Here is a 7,792-nt window from a genome sequence, read left to right as displayed (position 1 = left end):
CAGTAGAACAACGAATAGCACTAAAAATCTTAAGTGTTTTGGCAAAAATTTAGTTTTTAAAATAAGAGATAACGGTCTTGGCTATGATTCTGTTTTGACTTAGCAGCGAGCCCGGCGGCGGATCTTCTGCTCTTGGCAGAAGAGATTAGCGAGGGCAAGGCGAGCTGCTAGGTTTAGCCTTTAACCTGGTTCTCTGTTTTAAAAATAGGGTAAATATTTGAAGTTGGGTTTAGCCAAAATGAATTATAGCCGTTGTTGTAAAACGTTTTACCCTCTACCAGATATTTATAGTTTCAGAGAATTCGGTATCACCTGATACTTCAAGTTTAAGCTTAGAAGGAATAAAACTTCTTCCTTTATATTCAGGGTTTGCATCTAAACTTATTCTTTTTCCCTCTTCGAGTAACTTCTCAACCATTCTATCAAATCCTTCTTTAAACTCGTGAACAAATTCCGGGACGTATAGCGTGTTAGCCGGGATATCTTCTCCTCCAAACTCCAATGGCATCATGTAAATTTTAGATAGTACTCCTTTTTCATACAAAGCAACTGCTTTTTCAATACTATCAATGTCACTAAAATCAGGTCCGTTTTCCACTTCTTGTGAATATGATTTCAGAGCAAATAAAATAAGAAAGAATGGTAATAGTACTTTTTTCATAAGCGATTTTATTAAATGTTTTACAACGGTCTTGGCTATGATTCTGTTTTGACTTAGCAGCGAGCCCAGCGTCGGGTTTCCTGCTTTGCAGGAAAAATTAACGAGGGCAAAGCGAAGCTGCTGTTCTTAGCTTTTAACCTGGTTCTTTATTTTAAAAATAGGATAAATATTTGAAGTTGGGTTTAGCCAAAATGAATTATAGCCGTTGTTATGCACTGTTTTTTTATGTGATTTTTTGAGAAAAATGCATTGCACAAATATGATCATTTGCATTAAAATAAATTATTAATAAAGCATTTCCCCAAATCCAAATCTCTTTTTTATTTCTCGTGTCTATGTTAAAAGTACTTTCTACTTTTTTACGATGGTCTCCAATTTCAATTCCGTTGATGTTGATGCCTTTTTCTTTCACGAAAGCATCGGATAGATAACAATGACCAGCCCAAATACGGTTTTGAGAGAAGTAAAGCCTGAAATCATCACACCCAAATTCTTCTATTATTGCGGGACCACCCCTCCATTCTCTATCCGGTCTACCAAAAACTTCTATGTATTTGTCATAATCGAACTCCGCATTCACAGGAATTTCATTAAGTGTAAAACTTGTTTTTACAATAACGGAGAGGGTGTCAACAGATGATTCAAAAGAGCAATGATCCGTACTAGATTGTGCAATCCCTTTAAATGCAAATACAAAGAGAATGAGAAGAAATAGTTTAGAAGTCAAGGTAGTCCAATTAATAGTGCATAACGGTTTGTGTATGATTAGTTGCGGGAAAGGGCGTAAGTCATTTTCCGCTGTTGGCTAAGATAATTAATGCAAGCGATTTTCCGAAGTGAAAATCCGTAGCAATTAATTATACACGTTGTTAGCAGTAGTTATTTTATGCTTAACTCCACAGTTGCCTTTATTCTACTCTCACTTTTTTTGTCCCAAATAGTAATTTCACAAGTGACAGGATTCTCTATGTTTGAGCCAGAAAATATAAAATTCGGAGATAACCGATTCTTTAGTTCATTTACTTCTATAGTAGAATCTCCTACTAAATCAACCTCGTTCAAAATAATTTCTCCTTTAGAATCAGTACCCATTATACTTAATCCTAAATTGGCTTTTCCATCTTCTATCTTGAATCCTTCAAGTCCTTCAAATATCATGTATATATTCTCATTGAATTTTGCTTGATTATCTGTTATGACACTATTTCTTTCTTTCGAAAACAAATAAATTTCATCATATAAAACACTATTATTTTCAATTTCAAGATGTTTGTTTGGAGTTACTGTAAAATCTATTTCTGATTTAAAAGTTCCTTTACTCTTTTTATCCCAGATATTCACATTCAAAGTGTAAGTTCCATTTGAGTGTATTGGATTGGCAGCGGTTATTTTTGCTTGTAATAGTAGAGGAGAAATATCAATTCCGCTTGAACCATCACCGTATAAGTCTGGATTATGCATTATAGTATCGCCCTTTTGTCCGGTAACAAGAAGTTCCATACCCGGAAACACAAGATTATTTACTTTTTTGAAACCAGAAATATTGTTAAAGTTTAGGTGAAATTTTTCACCATAGACAAAGGTATTTCTTTGTAAACTACTGTTTCCATCTGATAAATTAACTTCTTGACAAGAAATTCCATTACCTTGAGAAATTAAACCTGTTACTAAATCTTTTTTTACAGTTTTATTGGTTTGACATGATAATAAGCAACTCAATGAAAGCGTAAATACAAGCATTTTATATTTCATAATTTTCGGACTTTAATTACTGCTAACGGTCTGGGCTATGACTTCGTGGCAAGCGTCAGACGCTTTTTTGTTTCTTTAAAAATAGGGAAAAACGGCCAAGCGAAAAGCCATGAGTTATAGCCGTTGTTGTGCTTTCGTTATTTTTTAGTTTTAAGCTCATTATCTATTAATTCCAATAACTTTTTTGATGATTTTTGTAAATCCAACATACTGTTTAAAGTCGGTATTCTCGTATCCAAATTAATTTTTAGTAGAACTAAAAACTCACTATCTCTACTCAAAGTTTTATAATCGTTTGGAACAGCATAATTTCGATAGCTGAAGTCTTTGAAATTAGTTTGGATATATGGGAACCACATTTCTCTTAAACTACCTCGGTCATAATCCTGTTGTTCTTCAAATCTCGGTTTAAGATTTTCGTAATAGTAAATAAGCTCGCTTTCCAATTCTTTATTCCTCAAATTCCCTAACCCGATTTCATTTAGTTTATTATATCCAGTTACAGTAATTGGCATACCGTTAATCGTATTGCATTTGCCAATTTTATTGTTGTATGTTGAGTCTAAAACTATATTATTTTCGAGAGTTTTTATTAGTTCTTTTTGAACATCTATTTCGTCTACAACTGTCTGAATTATTTCTGGTAATTTAAGATTATCACTTATCAAATTTTCTTTAACTTCAAATAGGGATTGTTCTACTGATTTTCTCTGTTTATCGTTTTCATTCCAATTATTTATCTGCAAGGCAATCAAAATTCCAATAACGACAAGAACAATTTCTCCAATTGCATATTTAAAATACTTTCCAGTTTTATTTTCCAAAAGCAAGTTTTGACGAATTTTTCGAAAGAATTTTATCATTAGTTAGCGGTTTCTGATAATGAAGCACAACGGTCTCGTGTATGAGCAGTAGCGGATTAAAACGCAACTACTTTTCAGATAGCAAGATACTTAATTAAACACAAAAACGGTTCAAGGATGCACTCAAACCGCTATTGCTTATACACATTGTTGGCGGTAGTATTATTTTATATTTCGTTGTGACCTTTTCCGTCAAAGATTATCGGTTTCGACTTTTCAATTCTTGAACTTCTTGTTTTTGATTGTTTGGCTTCTGAAAAATAGAGCAAATAACCTCTTTGTCGTCCTGGTGTCAGATTGTAAAATGCAGTTTTAAAATCCGAGTCGTTTTCAAATTCTTGTTCAAGTTCTTCGGGCATTTCATATTCCGAAGTCTTTTTCATTTTAACTTCCAAACCTGCTTTTTCTACTTCTATTGCCTCAAAAATATAGGATTTGACAACGGCTTTCAAGTCATTAATTTGGGTTTTATCCGTAAATCGAATTTGTCGAGCAGATTGTACATTTTCGGTCTGTTGCACCAATATATTTTCAGCGTCATTTAGCAACGCTCCTTTGTGAAAAAGTAAAGCACAATATTCCTTAAATCCGTGAATTAGAACTATATTCTTGCCTTGAAAAGTGTAACAAGGATGCATCCATTTAAAATCTTCGTCAAGTCCACATTCCAAGCAAATTTCTCGTAGTAAAATGGTTTCTTCTTTCCAACTCTTGATTTTGTCTATATATCTGTCAACCTTTTCCATATTTAGTTTTGTTTTTGTAATTCAATGATTTTTCGGTCGTTCGGTCTGAAATACCAAGACGCTATAGTTACCAAAAGCAAAATAATTGAAGGTAATGCTTCTGTTATTGGTTGTCCAACTGCCAAATGTGAAATGGTTGCTCCGGACATTGCAAAGAAAAAACCCACATAAGCCCATTCTTTTAGCAAAGGTTTTTTAGGGATTAAAATGGCGATTACGCCCAAAATTTTCCACGTTCCAAGAATTGACAATAAATAGAGTGGGTAGCCAAGTTGGGTAACTATTTCATTGTATCCACCAATTTGAAGCATTTGCTGTATTCCGCCTGCCAACATTCCGAATGATAGGAAGATTGTTGAAACCCAATAGGTTATTTTTTTCGTTTTTGTCATTTTGTAATTATTTTGATTTTGTCAATATTTCTTCCAATCGATTATGTGCCCAATTGATACCTTGCTTGAATGGAAGTTTTAGATTTTGGTCTCTGTGGTTTACGGATTGATAAATTACATTCTGTATTAATTTGCTTGTGTTTTCGGACAATTTCTCGAATTCGTAAGTTTCGAGTTGAACGCCAAAAGGCATACTTTCCATTTCAAAAGTTCGTATGATTTTTTGGTTTGTTATGAAGTCGTGTATCGCACCATTAAATCCGATTTTGTTGCCTTTCGGGTCGGAAGTTGAAAATTGGAAACTACCGTGTTTTTGAAAGTCGAATTTTAGCACTTTCGTTCCCATCCATTGTTCAATTATTTCTGGTTCTGTGTAGGCTTTGAACAATAGTTCAACAGGCAAGTCAAATGTTCGTGTTATGAGTATTTCCTGTTTGCCATCTTCGGCTATCACGTTTGTTTTTAGTTCCATATCTATTTTTTTGATTGATAGTTTTTCATCACCGATTCCAATTTGTTAAATCGGTCGTCCCATAATTTTCTGAAAGGCTCGATAAATTCCGCTATTTCTTTCATTCCGTTTGGGTTTAGGTGATAGTAAATTTCCCGCCCTTTTTGTTCCTGTTCCAATATTTCACATTCGGTGAGGATTTGTATGTGTTTGGAAATGGTTTGCCGTGAATATTCAAAATTTTCGGCAATGGCTGTCGGTGTCAAAGCTTGTAGTGCAACCAAAGAAATAATTGTTCTTCGAGTTGGGTCGGCAATGGCTTGGAAAACATCTCTTCTTAATTTCATTACGCAGTTATTTGACTGCAAATATAAATGCAACTATTTAACTGCACAAATTTTTCATCTTAAAATTTTGGAAATTAATGGTAGGTTTTCGGTTCTGTTATATTACCGCCAACGGTCTTGGCTATGATCTCGGCGCGGCGTTAAGGGCGAGCTACGTTTTGGCTTTTCTGCCCCGATAGCTATCGGGGCAGAAAAAATTAGCGTCGGAAAAAGCGAGCCCTGGCCTCTACCCTATTCATGCCAGTTCCATGTTTTATTTAAATGTAGGAAATTTCAATGAAGTTCTAAAGCAGCGCTGGATTATAGCCGTTGTTGTGCAACGTTTTTTTAAATCCATCTAATATTATTTCTTACGGAATAACCCATTAAAATTACAAGGACTACGGTCAAAATCATATATATCCAAGCTAAATAGAATTTTGGGCTTTTCTTGTCCGAAACATTTGTATGGTCGGTCAATATTTTTTTAAATCGGTTATTTTTTTTAAAGTACCAGTAATTAAGTCCGATAAAAATAGTCGGCACAATTAAGTTTTCGTATTGAAAATTCCGATATCTAATTCCGTTTAATTGGAAAGTTATAAAGTCACGTATGAATAGAAAATTAAACATTAACAAAACTGATATTATTAAAATCGTTGACAAGAATGGAACTTTTGCTTCTTTCCATTTTTCAGTTCGGTCGTAGTAACTGTAGAGGAAATAAAAAAGATAATTATACATTTTAATTCAGTCAGATTTGGTTTTGGTCAAATGTTGCACAACGGTCTGGGCTATGACTTCGTGGCAAGCGTCAGACGTTTTTTTGTTTCTTTAAAAATAGGAAAAAACGGCCAAGCGAAAAGCCATGAGTTATAGCCGTTGTTAGCAACTGCTATTTTCTAGTTTTAGCTTGAGCGAGGATAAAGCTTTCTGAATTAAGTTCTTTAATCTTATAAATTTGACCTTGAAGATCAATAGGTATTGTGCTTTTTAATACAAGATTCTTCTCATCCAAACTCCATGAACCTTCAGAAAGGAACGTGGACATTCCTCCCCAACACTTAATCTGGTAAGAATCAACGATTGAATCACTTGAAATCCTTAAGATAGATCCCTCAGGTGAACTCTCTGGAGATATTCTCTGATATTTCAGTGTACCATCTTCCAAACTTTCCTCCAATAACCAAGACCCTTCCAAGTAGCCTAGGTCTACGCTTTGAGCAGCACACGCAGATTGAAATAGAATGGCTAAAAGAACTAAGAAGCTTCTTATTGATATCATGTATATGTTTTTCAAATAGTTGTTGCTAACGGCCCTGGCTATGGCCCGACGCCTCGATGCACAGACCTTTCCAGGAATAATTAATAAGCTCTAATGTAGGAAAATTTACCCATCCTTGGCCGGCGATGGGCTATAGCCGTTGTTAGCCAACGTTTAGTTATTTGGCATAGTTGTAGTTGACTATGTAATAACACCCATTATTTAAAATTGGTTATAAAGTAAAAATAGACCACAAAGAATCAGTAAAATGGAAATCACCCGAATGAAGTAAGCTGTGATATCATCATCCCAATCTGAAACTTTTCTTAGGTTTTGATCCGGATCCGCATCCTTTATTTTTTTCGCAATAGGATCATTTTTGACAGAATTCCATCCATACCTTATTAACAATATGGCAAGAATTATTGCTCCTAGAGCTTTCAGTATTTCCATTTTGAAGTATAAAAGTATATGTTGGCTAACGGTCTTGGCTATGATCTCGGCGCGATATTGGGGGCGAGCTGAGCGTTAGGTTTTTGCCTTTGGCAAAAAAATTAGCCCAGGCAAAAGCGAGCCCTGGCCTCTACCCTATTCATGCCAGTTCCTTGTTTTAATTAAATGTAGGAAATTTTGATTTACCGAGAACGAAGCGCTGGATTATAGCCGTTGTTAGCAAACGGTTTTTTTATTTTAACTCAAATTCAATTTGTCTAACTCATTCTTTAAGTCTTCCATTGAATTCGGTGAGATTATTTGTGTGTTAATCTTCAATTTTGATTCATTTGTTTTTAAAATATACTTGCCTCCAAAAACTTTTATCTGTTTTACTTCAGATAGTCTTATTTTTTCTCCATAGGGCAAATTTACCTTTAGGACACCATTTTCAATTGTTAAGTACTTTTCTTTTTTTTGATAAAAATGAATTGCTAAATATACTGCTGCAAATAAGAACCAAATATAGTTTAATGGATGTGCCCTATAATAACCTAGAAATACGGCTAGCGCTAAATACAATATGCCTGCAATCAAATAACCATTAACGTATCTTTTACTATAGTTTATTTTCATTTTTAACTGTTTGCTAACGGTCTTGGCTATGATCTCGGCGCGGCGTTAAGGGCGAAGCTCAGCGTTGGGTTTCCTGCCTTGCAGGAAAAATTAGCGCCGGAAAAAGCGAGCCCTGTCCTCTACCCTATTCATGCCAGTTCCATGTTTTATTTAAATGTAGGAAATTTCAGGGAAGTTCTAAAGCAGCGTTGGATTATAGCCGTTGTTAGGCAACGTTTTTATTTTCAAATTGCTTAATTTCTTTCAGTTCTGCTTCTTTAGATTCTTTT

11 protein-coding genes are annotated in these 7,792 nt (G+C 34.6%); all 11 read right to left on the bottom strand.

The genetic code is table 11. The features are described from left to right. Window positions 1–274: 274 nt before the first annotated feature. Window positions 275–661: a hypothetical protein gene (locus AB8P51_RS15105; RefSeq protein WP_369749713.1), complete on the bottom strand. Its 387-nt coding sequence runs from the start codon at window positions 659–661 to the stop codon at window positions 275–277. Window positions 662–884: 223 nt separating this feature from the next. After that, window positions 885–1,388, bottom strand: coding sequence for a hypothetical protein (locus AB8P51_RS15100; protein ID WP_369749712.1), 504 nt, complete (start codon window positions 1,386–1,388; stop codon window positions 885–887). A gap of 152 nt (window positions 1,389–1,540) precedes the next feature. After that, window positions 1,541–2,413 carry a hypothetical protein gene (locus AB8P51_RS15095; RefSeq protein WP_093978195.1) on the bottom strand — a complete coding sequence of 291 codons (873 nt, stop codon included), beginning with the start codon at window positions 2,411–2,413 and terminating at the stop codon, window positions 1,541–1,543. A gap of 137 nt (window positions 2,414–2,550) precedes the next feature. Next, window positions 2,551–3,276: a DUF6090 family protein gene (locus tag AB8P51_RS15090; RefSeq protein ID WP_369749711.1), complete on the bottom strand. Its 726-nt coding sequence runs from the start codon at window positions 3,274–3,276 to the stop codon at window positions 2,551–2,553. 167 nt (window positions 3,277–3,443) lie between these two features. Continuing rightward, window positions 3,444–4,022: a YdeI family protein gene (locus AB8P51_RS15085; protein ID WP_369749710.1), complete on the bottom strand. Its 579-nt coding sequence runs from the start codon at window positions 4,020–4,022 to the stop codon at window positions 3,444–3,446. A 2-nt stretch (window positions 4,023–4,024) separates the two neighbouring features. After that, on the bottom strand, window positions 4,025–4,414 hold the full coding sequence (locus tag AB8P51_RS15080; protein ID WP_369749709.1) for a DoxX family protein: 390 nt from the start codon (window positions 4,412–4,414) through the stop codon (window positions 4,025–4,027). Window positions 4,415–4,421: 7 nt separating this feature from the next. Then, window positions 4,422–4,886, bottom strand: a complete 465-nt coding sequence (locus tag AB8P51_RS15075; RefSeq protein WP_369749708.1) for an SRPBCC domain-containing protein — start codon at window positions 4,884–4,886, stop codon at window positions 4,422–4,424. Between the two features lie 2 nt (window positions 4,887–4,888). Continuing rightward, a complete protein-coding gene (locus AB8P51_RS15070; protein ID WP_369749707.1) occupies window positions 4,889–5,212 on the bottom strand; it encodes an ArsR/SmtB family transcription factor in 324 nt (107 codons plus the stop codon). 874 nt (window positions 5,213–6,086) lie between these two features. Further along, window positions 6,087–6,476 (bottom strand): hypothetical protein, encoded by a 390-nt coding sequence (locus tag AB8P51_RS15065; RefSeq protein ID WP_369749706.1) that lies wholly within the window; start codon window positions 6,474–6,476, stop codon window positions 6,087–6,089. 201 nt (window positions 6,477–6,677) lie between these two features. Next, on the bottom strand, window positions 6,678–6,908 hold the full coding sequence (locus AB8P51_RS15060; protein WP_369749705.1) for a hypothetical protein: 231 nt from the start codon (window positions 6,906–6,908) through the stop codon (window positions 6,678–6,680). 237 nt (window positions 6,909–7,145) lie between these two features. After that, window positions 7,146–7,523, bottom strand: coding sequence for a hypothetical protein (locus tag AB8P51_RS15055; RefSeq protein WP_369749704.1), 378 nt, complete (start codon window positions 7,521–7,523; stop codon window positions 7,146–7,148). Window positions 7,524–7,792: the final 269 nt, after the last annotated feature.

Source organism: Muriicola sp. SD30 (genome assembly GCF_041205185.1).
GTDB lineage: Bacteria > Bacteroidota > Bacteroidia > Flavobacteriales > Flavobacteriaceae > Muriicola.
The sequence above is the reverse complement of the archived record's forward strand: the minus strand, read 5'-3'. Positions and strand labels throughout refer to the sequence as shown.

What these genes read in the sequence shown, in the direction of transcription:
- AB8P51_RS15065 (WP_369749706.1), bottom strand. Translation starts at nt 6,476, where the DNA reads ATGATATCAATAAGAAGCTTCTTAGTTCTTTTAGCCATTCTATTTCAA.
- AB8P51_RS15070 (WP_369749707.1), bottom strand. Translation starts at nt 5,212, where the DNA reads ATGAAATTAAGAAGAGATGTTTTCCAAGCCATTGCCGACCCAACTCGA.
- AB8P51_RS15075 (WP_369749708.1), bottom strand. Translation starts at nt 4,886, where the DNA reads ATGGAACTAAAAACAAACGTGATAGCCGAAGATGGCAAACAGGAAATA.
- AB8P51_RS15090 (WP_369749711.1), bottom strand. Translation starts at nt 3,276, where the DNA reads ATGATAAAATTCTTTCGAAAAATTCGTCAAAACTTGCTTTTGGAAAAT.
- AB8P51_RS15085 (WP_369749710.1), bottom strand. Translation starts at nt 4,022, where the DNA reads ATGGAAAAGGTTGACAGATATATAGACAAAATCAAGAGTTGGAAAGAA.
- AB8P51_RS15080 (WP_369749709.1), bottom strand. Translation starts at nt 4,414, where the DNA reads ATGACAAAAACGAAAAAAATAACCTATTGGGTTTCAACAATCTTCCTA.
- AB8P51_RS15060 (WP_369749705.1), bottom strand. Translation starts at nt 6,908, where the DNA reads ATGGAAATACTGAAAGCTCTAGGAGCAATAATTCTTGCCATATTGTTA.
- AB8P51_RS15105 (WP_369749713.1), bottom strand. Translation starts at nt 661, where the DNA reads ATGAAAAAAGTACTATTACCATTCTTTCTTATTTTATTTGCTCTGAAA.
- AB8P51_RS15055 (WP_369749704.1), bottom strand. Translation starts at nt 7,523, where the DNA reads ATGAAAATAAACTATAGTAAAAGATACGTTAATGGTTATTTGATTGCA.
- AB8P51_RS15095 (WP_093978195.1), bottom strand. Translation starts at nt 2,413, where the DNA reads ATGAAATATAAAATGCTTGTATTTACGCTTTCATTGAGTTGCTTATTA.